The organism is Enterobacter sp. E12 (genome assembly GCF_014596715.2).
Taxonomy (GTDB): Bacteria; Pseudomonadota; Gammaproteobacteria; order Enterobacterales; family Enterobacteriaceae; genus Enterobacter; species Enterobacter bugandensis.
In genome coordinates, this window is record NZ_CP115601.1 from 460603 (window position 1) to 478458 (window position 17856).

At 57.2% G+C, this 17856-nt stretch carries 14 protein-coding genes; 6 read left to right on the forward strand and 8 right to left on the reverse strand.

Annotated elements, in window-relative coordinates:
* Positions 1-3: 3 nt before the first annotated feature.
* On the reverse strand, positions 4-666 hold the full coding sequence (gene ytfE / locus IB212_RS02250) for an iron-sulfur cluster repair protein YtfE (protein WP_041911473.1): 663 nt from the start codon (positions 664-666) through the stop codon (positions 4-6).
* 243 nt (positions 667-909) lie between these two features.
* Between ytfE and IB212_RS02255 the strand changes: the two genes are divergently transcribed.
* On the forward strand, positions 910-2559 hold the full coding sequence (locus IB212_RS02255; protein ID WP_041911472.1) for a methyl-accepting chemotaxis protein: 1650 nt from the start codon (positions 910-912) through the stop codon (positions 2557-2559).
* A gap of 38 nt (positions 2560-2597) precedes the next feature.
* On the opposite strand, the gene IB212_RS02260 is transcribed toward IB212_RS02255, so the two are convergent.
* From IB212_RS02260 to IB212_RS02270, 3 genes are all read right to left on the reverse strand, one after another.
* Positions 2598-3563, reverse strand: coding sequence for a DMT family transporter (locus tag IB212_RS02260; RefSeq protein ID WP_041911471.1), 966 nt, complete (start codon positions 3561-3563; stop codon positions 2598-2600).
* Between the two features lie 75 nt (positions 3564-3638).
* Positions 3639-4463, reverse strand: coding sequence for an AraC family transcriptional regulator (locus IB212_RS02265; protein ID WP_028015277.1), 825 nt, complete (start codon positions 4461-4463; stop codon positions 3639-3641).
* 81 nt (positions 4464-4544) lie between these two features.
* Complete coding sequence (locus tag IB212_RS02270) at positions 4545-5393, reverse strand: SDR family oxidoreductase (RefSeq protein WP_041911470.1); 849 nt, start codon at positions 5391-5393, stop codon at positions 4545-4547.
* A gap of 84 nt (positions 5394-5477) precedes the next feature.
* On the opposite strand from IB212_RS02270, the gene IB212_RS02275 reads away from it, so the two are divergent.
* A complete protein-coding gene (locus IB212_RS02275; RefSeq protein ID WP_028015279.1) occupies positions 5478-5864 on the forward strand; it encodes a helix-turn-helix domain-containing protein in 387 nt (128 codons plus the stop codon).
* Between the two features lie 40 nt (positions 5865-5904).
* Here the strand turns inward: IB212_RS02275 and IB212_RS02280 are convergent, their stop codons facing one another.
* Positions 5905-7848, reverse strand: coding sequence for a bifunctional 2',3'-cyclic-nucleotide 2'-phosphodiesterase/3'-nucleotidase (locus IB212_RS02280; protein ID WP_041911469.1), 1944 nt, complete (start codon positions 7846-7848; stop codon positions 5905-5907).
* Positions 7849-8038: 190 nt separating this feature from the next.
* Between IB212_RS02280 and cysQ the strand changes: the two genes are divergently transcribed.
* Positions 8039-8779 (forward strand): 3'(2'),5'-bisphosphate nucleotidase CysQ, encoded by a 741-nt coding sequence (cysQ, locus tag IB212_RS02285; RefSeq protein WP_028015281.1) that lies wholly within the window; start codon positions 8039-8041, stop codon positions 8777-8779.
* On the opposite strand, the gene IB212_RS02290 is transcribed toward cysQ, so the two are convergent.
* Positions 8773-9330 carry a YtfJ family protein gene (locus IB212_RS02290; RefSeq protein ID WP_028015282.1) on the reverse strand — a complete coding sequence of 186 codons (558 nt, stop codon included), beginning with the start codon at positions 9328-9330 and terminating at the stop codon, positions 8773-8775. The genes cysQ and IB212_RS02290 overlap by 7 nt on opposite strands.
* 323 nt (positions 9331-9653) lie before the next feature.
* On the opposite strand from IB212_RS02290, the gene IB212_RS02295 reads away from it, so the two are divergent.
* Positions 9654-9860, forward strand: a complete 207-nt coding sequence (locus tag IB212_RS02295) for a DUF1107 domain-containing protein (protein ID WP_008501430.1) — start codon at positions 9654-9656, stop codon at positions 9858-9860.
* A 75-nt stretch (positions 9861-9935) separates the two neighbouring features.
* On the opposite strand, the gene IB212_RS02300 is transcribed toward IB212_RS02295, so the two are convergent.
* Positions 9936-11273, reverse strand: coding sequence for a hemolysin family protein (locus IB212_RS02300; protein WP_028015283.1), 1338 nt, complete (start codon positions 11271-11273; stop codon positions 9936-9938).
* 211 nt (positions 11274-11484) lie between these two features.
* Positions 11485-12126 (reverse strand): peptide-methionine (S)-S-oxide reductase MsrA, encoded by a 642-nt coding sequence (msrA, locus tag IB212_RS02305; RefSeq protein WP_028015284.1) that lies wholly within the window; start codon positions 12124-12126, stop codon positions 11485-11487.
* A gap of 223 nt (positions 12127-12349) precedes the next feature.
* Here msrA and tamA point away from each other — a divergent pair, with 223 nt between their 5' ends.
* Positions 12350-14083 carry an autotransporter assembly complex protein TamA gene (gene tamA / locus IB212_RS02310; RefSeq protein WP_188246052.1) on the forward strand — a complete coding sequence of 578 codons (1734 nt, stop codon included), beginning with the start codon at positions 12350-12352 and terminating at the stop codon, positions 14081-14083.
* Entirely contained in the window at positions 14080-17856 is a 3777-nt protein-coding gene (gene tamB, locus IB212_RS02315) for an autotransporter assembly complex protein TamB (RefSeq protein WP_041911467.1), read from the forward strand. The genes tamA and tamB overlap by 4 nt, the downstream gene beginning before the upstream one ends.

Sequence of the window (17856 nt, forward strand, 5' to 3'; positions counted from 1 at the left end):
TTTTTATTCCCCCGACAATGCCCGCGGGAACAGCACGTTATTCTCAAGACTGATGTGCTCCATCAGGTCGTCAATCATCTCGTTAATGCCGTTGTACATCGCTTTCCAGGTGGTGCACGCTTCCGGCGGCGGCGTGACGTTGTTAGTGGTGTGTTTGATCACATCCAGCAGTTCGCCCGCGTCATCGTGCTCGCTTTCCATTACGCTGATAGGCCCCATCGCCTGGCTTCCCATTCCCTGTTTAATCATCGGGAAGAGGATCTGCTCTTCTTTCATCATGTGGCTGGAAAGCTCTTCATGCAGCATGGTCAGGTATTTTGCCAGACCGCGCGGCACGGAAGGCTTGTCGGCATGTACGCGCTCAACTTTCGTTGCCTGCAGGATCAGCTCAGGCAGCTGTTCACGGTGGCGGTCGTGGTAACGCACGATGATATGGTCGATGATTTCCGCGAGCGGGGCGGTGCGCCAGTCTTTTTCAACAGGCTGTTCAGCCAGCAGCGCCAGCTCCGCTTCGATAGCCTCCACGTCCAGTTCCTTGCGCGAGGCCGCTCGCGCCAGCGTTTGCTTACCGCCGCAGCAGTAATCCATATCGTATTTACGGAACAGCGCGGAAGCGCGAGGGATGGAGAGCGCCAGCTCGCCGAGGGGTTGGTCGCGAAAGGCCATAGCAGTTACCTCGTCATTAAAAATATAAGATGCATATTAAATGCATCTTTAAGGCGGCGCTATAACCCTTTAGAGGGAAGGGGGAAAGTGCGACACGGATCACAAAAAATGTCCCGTTTAACTCCCTGAATGGATTTAGGAAAGTGGTTTAGAAAGTTTTTAAAGGTGGAGAAACAGTAAACAACCCGCCGCGCGTGCCGATAGATACACGTCAGACAAACCTGCATATAACAAAGGCAACGCATGTTTAAACGTATAAAAGTCATTACTCTTCTTATTTCGGTGCTGCTTGTGCTCGGCATCATGCAAGTGATTTCCGCGGGTATCTTTATCAACGCGCTGAATAACGATAAAGACAACTTCACCGTGTCGCAGCTTTCCAGCCAGAACGTGGCGGAATTTACCGACGCCTGGATCAGCCTGAACCAGGCGCGCGTCACGCTAAACCGCGGGATGCTGCGTCTGCAAAGCAGCATGGCCTCTCAGATTAACGGCGGACAGCTGAACGAGCTGGTTAACACCGCGAAAAATCTGCTGGCCAATGCGCAGGTACATTACGACAAATACTACGCCCTGCCGAATACCCCGGGTCTGGATGAGAACCTGGCCGATCGGCTGGAAGAGCAGTACCGCATCTACTCCGCCACGTTGACGCAAATGAACGTTCTGCTGGGCCAGGGCAACCTGGAAGATATGTTCAAGCAGAATGCCGAACAGAAGCAGACGGCAATGCAAAAGGTCTATCGCGAGTGGCGCGAGGCGCAGGCTGCGCTCACCAGTAAAGGCATTCAGGATAACGAAAGCGACTACAAGCGCATCCTGTGGATCCTTTCTGCCGTCATGATCCTCGTCATTGCGGTGATTATCTCCAGCTGGATCGCCATGCGCCGGGTGCTGCTGCTGCCGCTGGAAGAGGTGATCAACCATATCCGCGCCATCGCGGCAGGGGATTTAACCCAGCCGATTCAGGCTGAAGGCAAAAACGAAATGGCTATCCTGGCGCGCAACGTGCAGGAGATGCAAACCTCGCTGGCGAACACTGTGGGCGTGGTGCGTGAAGGCGCAGACACCATCTATACCGGTGCGGGTGAAATCTCGGCGGGCAGCAACGACCTCTCTTCCCGTACCGAGCAGCAGGCCGCGTCTCTGGAAGAGACGGCAGCCAGCATGGAACAGCTGACCGCCACCGTGAAGCAGAACGCGGATAACGCGCGTCAGGCGTCTCGTCTGGCGCTGGATGCCTCCTCAACCGCGAAGAAGGGCGGTAACGTGGTGGAAGGGGTGGTGCGCACCATGGACGAGATCGCCACCAGCTCCAGCAAAATCGCGCAAATTACTAACGTTATCGACGGCATTGCCTTCCAGACCAACATTCTGGCGCTGAACGCGGCGGTGGAAGCGGCGCGTGCGGGCGAGCAGGGCCGTGGCTTTGCGGTGGTTGCAGGAGAAGTACGCACGCTTGCCCAGCGCAGCGCCCAGGCGGCGAAAGAGATTAAGGCGCTGATCGATGATTCCGGCGAACGCGTCAACGCGGGTTCCCAGCTGGTGAACGAAGCGGGCGCGACGATGGCGGAAATCGTTAACGCGGTTACCCGCGTGACCGACATCATGGGCGAAATTGCCTCTGCCTCTGACGAGCAGAGCCGCGGTATCGACCAGGTGGGCCAGGCGGTAGCCGAGATGGACCGCGTGACCCAGCAGAACGCCTCGCTGGTGGAGGAGTCTGCGGCGGCAGCGGCGGCGCTGGAAGATCAGGCCGCACGCCTGAACGAAGCGGTAGCAGTGTTCAAAATAACGCGTAATCAGGCGGTCAAAGCGGCACCGGTGAAAACCTATATGCCAAAAGCGCAGCCAGCAGCGACGGCGCCTGAAGCGAACTGGGAAACGTTTTAACATCATGCCGGGTAAGGCGTAGCCGCCACCCGGCAAAATCACATCTCCGAAGCCGGAACGACCCTCGGTTTTTCCGGCTTCGCTCTTACCGCCATCACCACCCCCACCACCAGCAGCGCGATCCCGCAGGCCGTTAACAGCGGCGGCACGCTCTGGCGCATCAGGAAGGTGTACAGCAGTCCGGCCAGGGTTTCGAACACAATCAGCGGCCCTAAGATCACCGTCGGCAGCTTCTGGCTGGCAATGTTCCAGCACAGCGCGCCCACCCAGGAGCACAGCACCGCAATCGCAACCATTAAGCCAATAAAGACCCAGGGTCTTGGCCCGAAGGGCTGGGCAAATTCCGGCTGCTGATGACCCAGCCAGAGGCATGCGCCGGCATACCCCACTAACGAGACGGGGAGCGTGACCAGCGCCTGCGCCGTTGCCCACATCATCGGGTGTTTATCCGGGTTCTCCCGCAGCCAGCGCGCATTGCGCAGGGCGTACCAGGCCCAGCACGCGACCGAGATGAACGCTAAAACGATCCCCGAACCGTAACGCCATAAGCTGAAATCTGCCAGGCCGTGGCGCAGCTCGGCGATATTGACGCACACCAGCCCCACGGCGGTGCAGGCCAGGGCGGGTATCATTTTCGACCACGCCAGCTTGCCGTCCCGATGGCTATAAAGCAGATTCGCGAAGATGGGGATGACCACCGGCAGCGTGCCGATAATCATGGTCGACACCGGGGCACCGGTTCGCTGAATGGCGCTTGCCAGGCAGACGTAATAGATGAGATTGCCCATCATGGTCAGCGCCAGCGCGGTGCCCCAGTCCTGACGGCTGAGCTGTCGCAAGCGCGTACGCCCCAGCCATGCCAGAGGAAGGGCAATCAGCCCGAGCGCCAGATAACGTCCGGTAGACTGCAATATCGCCGGGTATTCCGGCACGATCAGAGGGCCGACAAAGATCAGCCCCCACATCAGACCTGCAAGCAGGGCATACAACACGCCGCTAATCATTTTTCCATCCACATTGATTTACTCTGCACTCAGTCTAGAAGGGGGAAACGCGCGCGTATTGTATGAGATTGCGCATTAGCGCCGGGCGACCTGTTTCTGGTAGCGCACGGGCGTAATGCCGTAGCGGCGGGTAAACGCGCGGGTTAAATGCGACTGGTCGGTCAGCCCCGTTGCGGCGGCGACTTCGGCGGCGGGCATACCGTGGGTGAGAAACGCCTTGGCGCGCCACAGGCGGATGGCCATCAACATCTGGTGCGGCGTAACGTGAAAATGGGCTTTGAACTGTCGCTGGAAATGGTACGGGCTGAGCGAGACAACGTTCGCCAGTTCGTCCAGAGTCAGGGCGTGCATATAGTTGTCGTGCAAATACTCGCGCACGCGCTCGAAACGGTGTGCGCCTTCCTGAACCACCGGCGCGTGATGGGCTAGCGGCTGAAAGGTCTCGATCAGATCCAGCAATAAGCCTTTTTGCGCCAGCGGATCGTCCGTATGCCACAGGCCGTAAATTAGCCTGCCGATCTGCTGAGAGCGCTGCGGGTCGTAACGGGTTACGTCGCTGAACCACCAGTGGCGCAGGCCGGTTACCTCTTCCAGAAGGTCGGGTTCGATGTAGACCATCCGGTAGCGCCAGCCGTCTTCGGTCGCGGACTCCCCGGTATGGATCTCGTCCGGGTTCATGGTAACAACGGATTTTTCAGGTGCGAGATGCTGGGTGCCGCGATAGCGAAAGCGTTCGGCGCCGGTTTCGATGGTGCCGATGCCGAAGGCTTCATGGGTGTGGGGCTCAAAGGCGTAGTCAGAGATATGCGCGTGATAGAGTTCAAGGCCCGGCAGCTGCGCCAGATGGCGAAAGCGCGCGCTGTCTCTCTCGTCAGTAAACTGTTCCGGTACGCCTTGCACGATGAGCCTCCTCATGGGTCATCACTACATTATCAGAGATGACCCGAGGGGATGCCACAAAAAATAACCAATCCGTAACAATTACAGAATGGCTTTGACGCTCTCCGCCAGCGGTGTAGTCGGGCGGCCAATCAGCTTGCTCAGGGTACGGCTGTCGTCAAACAGGCCGCCTTTGGACGCGCCCACGTCGGAGTCCGCCAGCATATCCGCCAGCCCGGCGGGTAAACCCACGCTCTTCAATGCGGCTGCAAAGTCCGCTTCGCTCAGGTTTTGATACGCCACAGGTTTACCGCTCTGCTTGCTCAGTTCCGCCGCCAGCTCGCTCAATGTCCAGCCGTGGTCGCCTGCCAGTTCGTATACCTTGCCCGCATGACCCTCTTCAGCGATCACTTTGGCTGCCGCCGCGGCATAGTCTGCGCGGGTGGCAGAGGCAATTTTGCCTTCGCCTGCGGCACCAATGAATACGCCGTGTTCCAGCGCAGGCGGCGCGCTCGCCAGGTAGTTTTCGGTGTACCAGCCGTTGCGCAGCAGGGCGTATGGCACGCCAGATTCTGCCAGCGCTTTCTCGGTTTCGACATGTTCAACGTGCAGACCCAGCGGTGATTTATCCGCGTGCAGCAGGCTGGTGTAGGCGATAAATTTCACGCCTGCCGCTTTGGCGGCGTTGATCACGTTCTGGTGCTGGGTCGCGCGCTGGCCCACTTCGCTGGAGGAGATGAGCAGCAGCTTTTCCACGCCGCTCAGCGCGGCAGTAAAGGCGGCCTTATCGGTGTAATCCGCCTGACGAACCACAATACCCTGGTTGCTTAACGCTTCAGCTTTCGCCGGGTTACGAACAATGGCAACAATCTGGTTTGCTGGAACGGTTTTCAGCAGTTCTTCAATAACGTGCTGGCCAAGCTGGCCGGTAGCGCCGGTAATCGCGATCATGATAAATCTCCTTCGTGTTTGTCTGGTGTTGTGGCACACTATCACCATAGCTAACTTTTAGTAAGTACGTACAAAAAGGTAAGTATGAAAAAAACGATCCCAACGCTCAGCGAGCAAATGCGCGATGGCAATCTCTTCGCGGAACAGTGCCCTTCACGGGAGGTGCTTAAACACGTTACCAGCCGATGGGGCGTGCTGATCCTGCTGGCTCTGCGCGGAGGAACGCACCGTTTTAGCGAGCTGCGCCATAAAATGGGCGGGGTGAGCGAAAAGATGCTGTCCCAGTCGCTTCAGGCGCTGGAGCAGGACGGGTTTGTCGATCGCGTGTCGTATCCGGTCGTGCCGCCGCACGTCGAGTATAGCCTGACACCGATGGGCATCGAGGTGAGCGAGAAAGTCGCCGCGCTGGCGGACTGGATTGAAGTCAATACGCCGAAGGTGATGGCGAATCGGGATGAGCGTGCGGCGTAAAAGCCGGGTGGCGGTTTCGCCTTACCCGGCACAATCACCGCTACCTGCTCAAATCCACCTGATAAATCGCGAACCCGATATCATCCGTCGCAACCTTCTTCGTCGGATACTGCGCCTTATCCTTAATAAACGCGGCTGCTTTATCGGACGGTGACGTTTCAAAGCGGATATCCAGTTTCGCATCGCTGTGGATTGGCGCAAGACGCCAGTTGTTATCCACCGCCGGGTGAATTTCGCCCGCCTTCTTCGACTCCGCGCCGATCCACGCCGCCAGCACCGAGCGGTTTTCGTCCGGCGAGGCAAAAGCGATGTGGCTATCGCCCGTACCGGCAAACTTGCCGCCGTAGGCGCGGTAGTTATTGGTCACCACCAGGAAGGTTGCATTCGGGTCAATCGCCTTGCCGTTGAACGTCAGGTTTTTGATGCGTTCGGCCTGCGGGTTAATCGCCTGGCACTCGCCGTCATATTTCGCTGGCTGGGTGACGTCAATCTGGTAATTTACGCCGTCGATCACGTCGAAGTTGTAGGTGCGGAAGCCGTCCCAGTTAATCAGCGACTGCGGCTTGCTGTTGTGCGGGTCAATCTGGTTAAACTGTCCGGCAGAACACTCCAGCCACTCCTTCACCTCTTTCCCCGTGGCTTTAACCACTACCAGGGTATTCGGGTAGAGATAGAGATCGGCGGCGTTACGGAAGGTCAGCTGGCCTTTTTCGACCTCAACATAGCTTGCCGGGTCGTTCTTGCGTCCGCCCACTTTGAATGGCGCAGCGGCAGACAGCACCGGCAGTTTTGCCAGATCCGGATCGCCCTGAACAAAGTGTTCGGCATAGGCTTTCTGGGCCATGTTGACCACCTGAACGGTCGGATCGTCCTGCACCAGCGCCAGGAAGCTGTACATGTTGTCGGCGGATTTGCCGATCGGCTTGCTGACGAATTCGCGGGTGGCGTCGTGGTCGTGCTTCAGCACGTCAACCAGCTTTTTATCTTCACCAGCCAGGGATTTTTTAGCCGCCGCGTCGTAAATCGGGCGCGCTTCGGCTTTTGACTGCGTCACCTTCCAGCTGCCGCTGTCGTTATTTAGCACCAGATCCACCACGCCAAGGTGGTCGCCCCACATGCCCGGCATCACCGACGGCACGCCGTTGAGCGTCCCTTTCTCGATATCCGCCCCTTGAATGCTGGCAAAATCTTTGCCCGGGAAAACGGCGTGAGCGTGGCCGAACAGGATCGCGTCAACGCCCGGGACTTCGCTCAGATAATAAACGGAGTTCTCCGCCATGGCCTGGTACGGGTCGGCTGACAGGCCTGAGTGAGCCACCACGACAACGACATCCGCGCCTTTCGCACGTATTTCCGGCACGTACTTGCGCGCGGTTTCGGTAATGTCATTAACGGTCACTTTGCCGTCGAGGTTGGCTTTATCCCAGGTCATAATTTGCGGCGGTACGAAGCCGATATAGCCGATTTTCAGCGTCTGCTTTTTACCGTCCCGATCGACAACTTCACTCTCTTTAATCAGGTATGGGGTAAAGAGCGGCTTTTGCGTCTTAACGTCGATGATATTGGCGTTAACGTACGGGAACTTCGCGCCGGCCAGCGCATCGTGCAGGTATTTCAGGCCGTAGTTGAATTCATGGTTGCCCAGGTTGCCAACGGCATAGTCCAGCGTGTTCATCGCTTTATAAACGGGATGGATCTCGCCTTTCTTCAGACCTTTCGCCGCCATGTAGTCGCCAAGCGGGCTGCCCTGAATGAGATCGCCGTTGTCCACCAGCACGCTATTTTTGACTTCACCCCGCGCGGCGTTGATCAAACTTGCTGTACGTACCAGTCCGAATTTTTCCGTAGGGGTATCTTTGTAGTAATCGAAGTCCATCATATTGCTGTGCAGATCGGTCGTTTCCAGAATACGCAGATCTACCGTCGCCGCCTGCACGCTCGCTGCAATCAGCGTCGCCAGAAGCGTTGCACTAAACTTAATCATCAGAGGAGTCCTTTTTTCGATCCGTTCCACAAAAGAGTATGTATCTATCGTTTGTTGCTTACAGAAATGTGAATCCTGACAGAAAAAAGCGACCTGAAACCGGAATTGCTTCACAGATAGCGGAATTGTTCACATTACGATATAACTAAAACAAAGAGTTAACCTCACTGCGTTAACAAAGAGGTGGAAAATGCTAGATAAGATTTGTCAGCTCGCACGGGATGCGGGAGATGCCATCATGCAGGTGTATGACGGTGTAAAACCTATGGAGGTCGTCAGCAAGGCGGACGACTCCCCGGTCACGGCGGCCGATATCGCGGCGCATAAGGTGATCCTGCAAGGTCTGCAGGCCTTAACGCCGGATATCCCCGTTCTGTCTGAAGAAGCTCCGCAAAGCTGGGACGAGCGCCAGCACTGGCAGCGCTACTGGCTGGTCGATCCGCTGGACGGGACAAAAGAGTTCATCAAGCGCAACGGTGAGTTCACCGTCAATATTGCCCTGATTGAGAAGGGTAAAGCGGTGCTCGGCGTGGTCTACGCGCCGGTAATGAAGGTGATGTACAGCGCTGCAGAAGGGAAGGCCTGGAAGGAGGAGTGCGGCGTACGCAAGCAGATCCAGGTGCGCGATGCCCGTCCACCGCTGGTGGTGATTAGCCGCTCGCACAGCGACAGCGAGCTGGAGGAATACCTGCAACAGCTGGGTGAACACCAGACCACCTCGATTGGCTCGTCGCTGAAATTCTGCCTGGTGGCGGAAGGTCAGGCGCAGCTGTATCCGCGCTTTGGGCCAACCAACGTCTGGGATACCGCGGCAGGCCATGCCGTTGCCGCGGCCGCCGGGGCGCATGTCCATGACTGGCAGGGCAAGCCGCTGGACTACACCCCGCGCGAATCCTTCCTCAACCCCGGCTTCCGCGTCTCTCTTTACTGAGCCAGCAGTTTGTGCAGCAGGGCGACAACCTGCTGCACCTCTTCCTGGGTCAGCGCCCCGTCTTTCACCCACTGCACGCGGCCGTCCTTATCCAGCACGACAATCGCGGAGCTCTCTTCCTCAAGCTGCCAGGCCTTACGCGTCACGCCGTTGCTGTCGACGATAAACTGCGACCACGGGTAGAGCTTTTTATTGCTCTCAAGGCTTGAGCGCACAAACATCCCGGAGCCAGGAATGGCATCATCGGTGTTCACAATCGTGGTGGTCTGGTAGCGGTCATGAGGGAATTTTGCGGCCTTGATCGCCTCCACCAGGCTGGCATTCTTCTCTTTTGCGGATGTACGACCGGCAATATGTTGTACAACTCTCACTTTGCCCGCGAGCTGCGCGCTATTCCAGGCTTTATAGCTAAACTTATCATTGTCGAGAATCAATTCTCCCCGGTCAGCAATGCCGACTGGCGGTACACGTTGTCCTTTTTCAATGCTGTGAGCGGAAGCCCACAGGGGCAGCAGCAGGCAGGCTGCCGCAAGGATGTTACGTAGGGTCATGGCGTTTCCTTATTGTTTGCAGGTGATCCGACCACTTGGTCATACGTTTTAATCATAAGTGCGATCAATGTGGTTTTCTCGCAATCCGAGTGCCAGTTTGCGGGTGAACGCACATATCCATGAAAAAACGACGGCTTATACTGCTCTCTATCACGCTTTGCAAAGATTATTCTGAATAATTGTAATCAAACGGTAAATAAACTTATGCACACTGGGTAACACCGTAGTTCTGGTCTATAGTCATTGGGCATCAAAATTTGCGCTCAGGACAGTCGGGCCGATTGTGGCACCGCAAGAGCGTATGATTCGCAGGAGATACAAGAATGAAAATTTTCCAACGCTACAACCCGCTTCAGGTGGCGAAGTACGTGAAGATCCTGTTCCGTGGACGGTTGTACATCAAGGATGTTGGCGCTTTTGAGTTTGATAAGGGCAAGATCCTTGTCCCAAAAGTGAAGGACAAACAGCACCTGTCTGTGATGTCCGAAGTCAACCGTCAGGTTATGCGTCTGCAAACTGAGATGGCTTAACCAACGTGCTATGCAGTAGGTAGTTAAAAAGACGGCTCCCGATGGGAGCCGTTGATGTTTGTGGGGGCAGGAACGTTACGCCGACACCTTCTCTTCCGCGTCCGGCAGCTTCGGCACCAGTACGGTCGGCTTGTTGTCAATACGCGTCACCAGCAGCTGGTCGATGCGATAGTTATCAATATCCACCACCTCAAACTTGTAGCCGGAGAACTTCACCGAGTCGGTGCGTTTCGGGATTTTACGCAGCATAAACATCATAAAGCCGCCGATGGTTTCGTAGTTACCGGACTGCGGGAACTCGTCGATATCCAGCACGCGCATGACGTCTTCAATCGGCGTACCGCCGTCGATCAGCCATGAATTATCGTCACGCTGAACAATCTGCTCTTCCAGTCCCTGGCCAACCAGGTCTCCCATCAGCGTGGTCATCACGTCGTTCAGCGTGATGATACCCACCACCAGCGCGTATTCGTTCATGATGACCGCGAAGTCTTCCCCGGCGGTTTTGAAACTTTCCAGCGCTTCGGAGAGCGTCAGGGTGTCCGGCACAATCAGGGTATTGCGGATCTGCACGCCGCTGTTGAGCGCCAGGCTCTGGTTTGCCAGCACGCGGTTCAGCAGGTCTTTGGAGTCGACGTAACCGATGATGTGGTCGATATCTTCATTACAGACCAGGAACTTGGAGTGAGGATGCTGCGCCACTTTGTTCTTCAGGCTCTGCTCATCTTCATGTAAATCGAACCAGATAATGTTTTCACGGCCCGTCATGGAAGAGGGCACAGTACGGGATTCCAGTTCAAATACGTTCTCAATCAACTCGTGTTCCTGCTTACGCAGCACCCCGGCCAGCGCGCCGGCTTCCACCACCGCATAAATGTCGTCAGAGGTGATGTCGTCTTTACGCACCATTGGCAGCTTAAAGATGCGGAAAATCACGTTCGCCAGGCCGTTGAAGAACCACACCAGCGGACGAAACACGTACAGACAGAAGCGCATCGGGTTGATGATACGCAAAGCTACAGCTTCTGGCGCAATCATACCGATGCGTTTCGGGGTCAGGTCTGCAAAGAGGATGAACAGGCCGGTTACCAGCGAGAAGGAGAGAATAAAGCTCAGCTGTTCGGCAAGCTCAGCGGACATGTATTTGACAAAGAGGCTATAAAACGCTGGAGAAAAGGCCGCATCGCCCACGATACCGCCGAGAATGGCGACCGCGTTAAGGCCAATCTGCACCACGGTGAAGAACATGCCGGGGTTTTCCTGCATTTTCAGGATGCGGGTGGCATTGATGTTGCCCTCGTCGGCAAGCAGCTTAAGTTTGATTTTACGGGACGCGGCCAGCGAGATCTCAGATATCGAGAAAAATGCACTGACGGCAATAAGACAAAGTATTACTAAAATACTGTTTAACATAGTTTATCCGGCTTCTCGCCAGATCCTCAGAAGGGGAGTTGATACCATTTGTGTGAAAACACGTAGAACGTCAGCTCGTAGCGTTGAGCCGATTATTTCAGCGGTAGTATAGCGTAAAGAGATGTAAATCTGCCAGAGGTCACATTTTTGGCATAAAACAGACCGGACAGCGTGCGCTGTCCGGTACGGGTGACGATTTAACGGTTAATAATCAGGCAAGCTGTGGCGGCAGGCAAACGCCGATGCCTCCGATGCCGCAGTAGCCGTACGGGTTTTTATGCAGATACTGCTGGTGATCGTCCTCGGCGTAGTAGAACGGTTTCGCCGTCGCGATTTCCGTGGTCACCTCGCGCGTATCGCCTGCTTCACGCATGGCCTGCTGGAAACGCTCAAGGCTGGCGCGCGCGGCGGCGTCCTGCTCAGGCGTGAGCGGATAAATGGCCGAGCGATACTGTGTGCCGTGGTCGTTGCCCTGACGCATGCCCTGCGCCGGGTCGTGGTTTTCCCAGAAGACCTGCAGGAGCTGTTCGTAGCTGATGACCGTCGGGTCATATACCACGCGTACCGCTTCCGCATGGCCGGTTTCGCCGGAGCAGACTTCGCGGTAGGTTGGATTCGGCGTATAGCCGCCCGTGTAGCCGGCCGCGGTGCTGTAGACGCCGGGCAGCTGCCAGAAGAGGCGCTCAACGCCCCAGAAGCAGCCCATGGCGAACAGGGCGATTTCCATTCCATCAGGAACGTTGGTCATTGAATGGTTATTGACGGCGTGTAAGGTCGCCACAGGCATAGGGGTGTTGCGTCCCGGTAATGCATCAGCTTGTGAAACCAGATGCTTCTTGTCGAATAAACTCACGATGGGGCCTCCCGGGGTGCGATGTTTCGGTTAAGGTTGTCACGAAGCGTTTAATTGAACACAATAAATGCGCTGAATGAGACTAGATTTAATCATAAGAAATATTTGGGTGTTACACCCGTTTTCAACCCACGATTTGGGTTTTTGGCTTCCGGGCCGTATTTTGCCGCACGGCGGCGCTTCATTTGCTTCCAGGGTGGAAAAGGGATATTCAGGAGAAAACGTGACAAAAATCCGCCAGTTATGTTTAGTCAGTGTATTGCTGACAAGCGGGGTTGCCAGCGCGGCGAATGTCCGTTTGCAGGTTGAGGGGTTATCCGGGACGCTGGAAAAAAACGTGCGTGCGCAGCTGTCGACCATCCAGAGCGATGAGGTGACGCCGGACCGGCGTTTTCGCGCGCGCGTGGATGACGCGATCCGTGAAGGGCTAAAAGCGCTGGGGTATTACGAACCCACCATTGATTTCGATCTTCGCCCGCCGCCAAAGAAGGGGCGTCAGGTGCTTATTGCCCGCGTCTCGCCGGGCGAGCCGGTGCTGATTGGCGGCACGAACGTCATCCTGCGCGGCGGCGCGCGTACCGACCGCGACTACCTGGACCTGCTCAGCACGCGGCCGAAAATCGGCACCGTGCTCAACCACGGTGACTACGACCACTTCAAAAAAGAGCTGACGAGCGTCTCTCTGCGTAGGGGCTACTTCGACAGCCAGTTCAATAAAAGCCAGCTGGGCATTGCGCTGGAGCGACGTCAGGCCTTCTGGGATATTGACTACGACAGCGGCGAACGCTACCGCTTTGGCGATGTAACGTTTGAAGGTTCGCAAATTCGTGAAGAGTATCTGCAAAACCTCGTGCCGTTTAAAAAAGGCGATTACTACCAGTCGAGTGATCTGGCGGAGCTGAACCGTCGCCTCTCCGCTACCGGCTGGTTTAACTCCGTGGTTGTCGCACCGGAATTTGATAAGTCTCGCAAAACCAAGGTGTTGCCGCTGCATGGCGTTGTCTCGCCGCGCACCGAGAACACCATTGAGACCGGTGTTGGCTACTCGACAGACGTCGGTCCGCGCGTGAAGACCTCCTGGAAAAAGCCGTGGATGAACTCCTACGGCCACAGTCTGACCACCAGCGCCAGCATTTCCGCACCGGAACAGCAGCTTGATTTCAGCTATAAAATTCCGCTGCTGAAAAACCCGCTTGAGCAATATTACCTGGTGCAGGGCGGCTTTAAGCGTACCGATTTGAACGATACCGAGCAGGACTCGACAACGCTTGCGGTTTCACGCTTCTGGGATCTCTCCAGCGGCTGGCAGCGCGCCATTAACCTGCGCTGGAGCCTTGATCACTTTACCCAGGCAAACGTCACCAACACCACTATGCTGCTTTATCCGGGCGTGATGATCAGCCGTACCCGCTCGCGCGGCGGCCTGATGCCAACCTGGGGTGATTCACAGCGTTACTCTATCGACTACTCCAATACGATGTGGGGCTCTGACGTCGACTTCACGGTGGTGCAGGCGCAAAACGTCTGGATCCGCACGCTGTATGACAAACACCGCTTTGTGATGCGCGGCAATCTCGGCTGGATTGAGACGGGTGATTTCGAGCGAGTTCCGCCGGATCTGCGCTTCTTCGCCGGGGGCGACCGCAGCATTCGCGGGTATAAGTACAAATCGATCTCACCTGAAAACGAAAAAGGCCAGCTGACCGGGGCATCCAAACTGGCGACCGGATCGCTGGAGTATCAGTACAACGTCAGCGGCAAGTGGTGGGGTGCCATGTTTGTTGACGGTGGTGAAGCGGTGAACGATATCCGCCGCAGCGACTTTAAAACTGGTGCAGGCGTGGGCGTACGCTGGCAATCACCCGTCGGGCCCATCAAGCTCGATTTCGCCGTGCCGGTGGGCGACAAAGATGAACACGGATTACAGTTTTACATCGGTCTGGGGCCTGAATTATGAGTTTATGGAAGAAAATAAGCCTCGGGGTGCTGATTTTTATCGTGCTGCTGCTCGGTACGGTGGCGTTTCTGGTGGGAACGACGACCGGGCTGCATCTGCTGTTTAACGCCGCGAACCGTTGGGTGCCGGGGCTGGAAATTGGTCAGGTAACGGGCGGCTGGCGCGACCTGCGTCTGAAGAACATCCGCTACGAGCAGCCGGGCGTGGCGGTCAACGCCGGGGAATTTCATCTCGCGGTGAAGCTGGGCTGCCTGCGGGACAGCAAGCTCTGCGTAAACGATCTGTCGCTAAAAGACGTCAACGTGGCGGTAGACTCAAAGAAAATGCCGAAGTCTGCGCCGGTTGAGGAAGAGGACAGCGGCCCGCTGAATCTCTCCACGCCGTACCCGATTGCGCTCTATCGGGTGGCGCTCGATAACGTCAATATCAAAATCGACGACACCACCGTTTCGGTGATGGATTTCACCTCCGGTCTGCGCTGGCAGGAGAAAAACCTCACCCTGACGCCAACCTCGCTGCAAGGGTTGCTGATTGCGCTGCCGAAAGTGGCGGACGTGGCGCAGGAAGAGATCGTCGAACCGAAGATCCAGAACCCGCAGCCGGAAGAGAAGCCGCTGGGCGAAACGCTGAAAGAACTCTTCTCGAAGCCTGTCCTGCCTGAAATGACCGACGTACATCTGCCGCTGAACCTCAACATTGAGGAGTTCAAAGGCGAACAGCTGCGCCTGACCGGCGACACCGATCTGACGGTCTTTAACATGCTGCTGAAAGTCAGCAGCATTGACGGCAACATGAAGCTCGACGCGCTGGATATCGACACCAACCAGGGCTCGGTGAACGCGTCAGGCAACGCCCTGCTGCGCGACAGCTGGCCGGTGGATATCACCCTCAATAGCGCCCTGAATATCGACCCGCTGAAGGGCGAAAAAGTGAAGGTTAAAGTGGGCGGGGCGCTGCGCGAGAAGCTGGATATCGGGGTGAATCTCTCCGGCCCGGTAGACATGGCCCTGCGCGCGCAAACCCAGCTGGCGGAAGCCGGGCTGCCGCTCAATCTGGAGGTTGTCAGCAAGCAGCTTTACTGGCCGTTTACCGGCGAAAAACAGTATCAGGCCGACGATCTGAAGCTGAAGCTGAGCGGCAAGATGACCGACTACACGCTCTCGTTCCGCACTGCGGTGAAGGGGCAGGGCGTGCCGCCCGCGACCATCACGCTGGATGCAAAAGGCAACGAACAGCAGGTTAACCTCGACAAGCTGACAGTCGCGGCGCTGGAAGGCAAAACGGAACTGACCGCGCTGCTCGACTGGCAGCAGGCGATCAGCTGGCGCGGCGAGCTGAAGCTGACGGGAATTAACACCGCCAAAGAGGTGCCGGACTGGCCGTCGAAGCTGGACGGGCTGATCAAAACCCGCGGCAGCCTCTACGGCGGCACGTGGCAGATGGACGTGCCGGAAATCAAGCTCACCGGGAACGTTAAGCAGAACAAGGTGAACGTAGAAGGCTCGGTGAAGGGCAACAGCTACCTGCAGTGGATTATCCCGGGACTGCACGTGGCGCTGGGCCGCAACACGGCGGATATCAAAGGCGAGCTGGGGGTAAAAGATCTCAATCTTGACGCCACCATCGACGCGCCGAATCTGGATAACGCCCTGCCGGGTCTGGGCGGTACGGCGAAAGGACTTGTGAAAGTGCGCGGCACCGTGGACGCGCCGCAGCTGCTGGCAGATATCACCGCCAACAATCTGCGCTGGCAGGAGCTGAGCGTTGCCCGCGTCCGCGTGGAAGGGGATGTGAAATCCACCGATCAGATCGGCGGCAACCTGAACCTGCGCGTGGAGCGCATTTCCCAGCCGGACGTGAACATCAGCCTGGTGACTCTGGACGCCAAAGGGAACGAGAAGCAGCACGACCTCCAGCTGCGCGTGCAGGGCGAGCCCGTCTCCGGCCAGCTTCACCTGACCGGCAGCTTCGACCGGAAGGAAACGCGCTGGAAAGGAACGCTGGACAACACCCGCTTCAACACCCCGGTGGGGCCGCTGGCGCTGTCGCGCTCCATTGCGCTGGACTACCGCAACGCCGAGCAGAAGATCAGCATCGGGCCTCACTGCTGGACCAACCCGAACGCGGAGCTGTGCGTGCCGCAGACCATTGATGCGGGGGCGGAAGGGCGCGCGCAGATCAACCTGAACCGCTTCGATCTGGCGATGCTGAAACCGTTTATGCCGGAAACCACGCAGGCCAGCGGCGTCTTCAGCGGGAAAGCCGATGTCGCCTGGGACACCACCAAAGAGGGGCTGCCGCAGGGCAGCGTCACGCTTTCCGGGCGCAACGTGAAGGTGACGCAGGAAGTCAACGACGCGCCGCTGCCGGTGGCCTTCGACACTCTGAACGTGAGTGCAGACCTGCATAACAACCGTGCGGAGCTGGGGTGGCTTATCCGTCTGACCAACAACGGCCAGATGGACGGGCAGATACAGATTACCGATCCGCAGGGGCGGCGCAATCTGGGCGGCAACGTCAATATTCGTAACTTCAACCTGGCGATGGTCAACCCGATCTTCGCCCGCGGGGAAAAAGCCGAGGGCATGGTAAATGCCAACCTGCGCCTGGCGGGCAACGCGCAAAGCCCTCAGCTGTTCGGCCAGCTGCGGCTCAGCGGTGTGGATATCGACGGTAACTTTATGCCGTTCGATATGCAGCCCAGCCAGATTGCGATGAACTTCAACGGCATGAGCTCGACGCTGAGCGGCTCGGTATTAACTCAGCAGGGGCAAATCAACCTGAGCGGCGACGCGGACTGGAGCCAGCTCGACAACTGGCGCGCCCGTATTGCCGCGAAAGGCAGTAAGGTGCGCATCACCGTACCGCCAATGGTGCGCCTGGACGTCTCGCCGGACGTGGTCTTTGAGGCGACGCCAAGCCTCTTCACCCTGGATGGCCGCGTGGACGTGCCGTGGGCGCGTATCGTGGTTCACGAGGTGCCGGAAAGCGCGGTCGGCGTCTCCAGTGATGAAGTTATGCTCAATGAAAATCTGAAACCTGCCGAAGAGAAGAGCGCTGGCATACCGATTAATAGTAACCTTATCGTGCACGTGGGAAATAACGTGCGGTTGGATGCGTTTGGGCTGAAGGCGAAGCTCACGGGCGACCTGAAAGTGGCGCAGGATAAACAAGGGCTTGGCCTCAATGGGCAGATCAATATTCCTGAAGGGCGTTTCCATGCCTATGGTCAGGATCTGATTGTCCGTAAAGGCGAGCTGCTGTTCTCCGGCCCACCGGATCAACCGCTGTTGAACATCGAAGCGATTCGTAACCCGGAAGCGACGGAAAACGACGTGATTGCTGGCGTACGCGTCACCGGCTCTGCCGACGAACCGAAGGCGGAGATCTTCTCCGACCCGGCGATGTCGCAGCAGGAAGCCCTCTCTTATCTGCTGCGCGGACAAGGTCTGGACAGCGGACAAAGCGACAGTGCGGCGATGACCTCAATGTTGGTCGGACTGGGGGTTGCACAAAGTGGGCAGGTTGTGGGTAAAATCGGCGAGACGTTCGGCGTAAGCAATCTGGCGCTGGACACCCAGGGCGTGGGTGACTCCTCGCAGGTGGTGGTCAGCGGCTATGTACTGCCGGGTCTGCAGGTAAAATATGGTGTGGGGATCTTTGACTCACTGGCAACACTCACGTTACGCTATCGCCTGATGCCTAAGCTATATCTGGAAGCAGTGTCCGGCGTAGACCAGGCACTTGATCTGCTCTATCAGTTTGAGTTTTAG

Coding starts and splice junctions, on each gene's coding strand:
- IB212_RS02290 (WP_028015282.1), bottom strand. CDS start 9,330: ATGACCCTACGTAACATCCTTGCGGCAGCCTGCCTGCTGCTGCCCCTG.
- IB212_RS02260 (WP_041911471.1), bottom strand. CDS start 3,563: ATGATTAGCGGCGTGTTGTATGCCCTGCTTGCAGGTCTGATGTGGGGG.
- tamB (WP_041911467.1), top strand. CDS start 14,080: ATGAGTTTATGGAAGAAAATAAGCCTCGGGGTGCTGATTTTTATCGTG.
- IB212_RS02280 (WP_041911469.1), bottom strand. CDS start 7,848: ATGATTAAGTTTAGTGCAACGCTTCTGGCGACGCTGATTGCAGCGAGC.
- IB212_RS02300 (WP_028015283.1), bottom strand. CDS start 11,273: ATGTTAAACAGTATTTTAGTAATACTTTGTCTTATTGCCGTCAGTGCA.
- IB212_RS02275 (WP_028015279.1), top strand. CDS start 5,478: ATGAAAAAAACGATCCCAACGCTCAGCGAGCAAATGCGCGATGGCAAT.
- IB212_RS02295 (WP_008501430.1), top strand. CDS start 9,654: ATGAAAATTTTCCAACGCTACAACCCGCTTCAGGTGGCGAAGTACGTG.
- IB212_RS02255 (WP_041911472.1), top strand. CDS start 910: ATGTTTAAACGTATAAAAGTCATTACTCTTCTTATTTCGGTGCTGCTT.
- ytfE (WP_041911473.1), bottom strand. CDS start 666: ATGGCCTTTCGCGACCAACCCCTCGGCGAGCTGGCGCTCTCCATCCCT.
- cysQ (WP_028015281.1), top strand. CDS start 8,039: ATGCTAGATAAGATTTGTCAGCTCGCACGGGATGCGGGAGATGCCATC.
- IB212_RS02270 (WP_041911470.1), bottom strand. CDS start 5,393: ATGATCGCGATTACCGGCGCTACCGGCCAGCTTGGCCAGCACGTTATT.